This window comes from Acidovorax delafieldii 2AN (assembly GCF_000175235.1).
GTDB classification, from domain to species: domain Bacteria; phylum Pseudomonadota; class Gammaproteobacteria; order Burkholderiales; family Burkholderiaceae_C; genus Acidovorax; species Acidovorax delafieldii_B.
This window is the reverse complement of the sequence record NZ_ACQT01000496.1, coordinates 1-1,323: the sequence shown is the minus strand read 5'-3', so window position 1 is coordinate 1,323 and position 1,323 is coordinate 1. Positions and strand designations below refer to the sequence as shown.

General features: G+C 69.0%; 2 protein-coding genes. Both read left to right on the top strand.

The window, feature by feature from the left end:
• Positions 1 to 508: type II secretion system protein N (gspN, locus tag ACDELDRAFT_RS22555; RefSeq protein WP_040330715.1), on the top strand; the 508-nt coding region annotated here is incomplete at its 5' end.
• Positions 509 to 512: 4 nt separating this feature from the next.
• Positions 513 to 1,323, top strand: an 811-nt coding sequence (locus ACDELDRAFT_RS22550) for a secretin N-terminal domain-containing protein (protein WP_005801256.1), incomplete at its 3' end; no start/stop codon positions are given.

Here is a 1,323-nt window from a genome sequence, read left to right as displayed (position 1 = left end):
CGCACAGGTGCACGCCGCGTGCTGCATGGCGGCGCCGCTGCAGGCCCGCATCGAAGCACGCTGGGGCGGCGCCCGGCTGGTGCTGGCCGATGGGCAGAGCCAGTTTCCCGCCAGCCTGCTGAGCGGACTGGGCACGCCCTGGAACACCCTGCAGCCCCAGGGCCAGCTGGCCCTGCAGACGCAAGGCGTCGAGGCGGTGTGGGCCGCCGGCCGCCTCGTGCTGGCGGGCACGGCGCAACTCGATGCGCGGGCCATGTCCTCGCGCCTGTCCACCTTGCGGCCCATGGGCAGCTACCGCCTCGTGCTGCAGGGCGGTGAGGTGCCCACGCTCACCCTGAGCACACTGGACGGCCACCTGCAGCTGAGTGGCAGCGGCCAGTGGGTGGGCCAGCGCCTGCGCTTTGCGGGCGAAGCCAGCGCCACGCCCGAACGCGAGGCGGCCCTGGCCAATCTTCTGAACATCATCGGACGGCGCAACGGCGCGCGCTCCATCATCACCGTGGGTTGATCCTATGACTACCAATCTTTCGCCACGACTGCGATTCGCTCTCAATACGATAGCTGCTTGCGCTTTATTGGCAAGCGCAAGCGGCCATATTCATGCCCAAACGGCGGTCGGAACCGGCACCAGCAGCGTGCGGCCCGGCGAACCCGTCACGCTGAATTTCGCCAATGCCGAGATCGAAGCCGTGGCCCGCACCATGGCCACCATCACCGGCCGCAACGTGGTGGTGGACCCGCGCGTCAAGGGCCAGCTCACGCTGATCACCGAGCGGGCCGTGACGCCTGCTGCGGCCTTCCAGCAGTTCCTGGCGGCGTTGCGCCTGCAGGGCTTCACGGTGGTCGAGGCGGCCGGCCTGTACAAGGTGGTGCCCGAGGCCGACGCCAAGCTGCAGGGCGGCAGCGTGAGCGTGGTGCAGGGCAGCGCGGGCAGCGCCCCCGCTGGCGGACAGGTGGTCACCCAGATCTTCAAGCTGAACTTCGAGAATGCGGCCAATCTGGTGCCGGTGCTGCGTCCGCTGATCAGCCCCAACAACACCATCAATGTGAACCCCGGCAACAACTCGCTGGTGATCACCGACTACGCCGACAACCTGCAGCGCCTGGCGCGCATCGTGGCGGCCATGGACGTGTCGAATGCGAGCGACGTCGAGGTGATTCCGCTCAAGAACGCCGTCGCCACTGACCTGGCGCCCCTGGTGGCGCGGCTTATCGATGGCGGCGGTGCCACCGCGCCGGCCGCCGCCCAGGGCCAGACCGACACCTCGTTCAAGACCACGCTGGTCGCCGAGCCGCGCAGCAATGCCCTCATCCTGCGCGCCG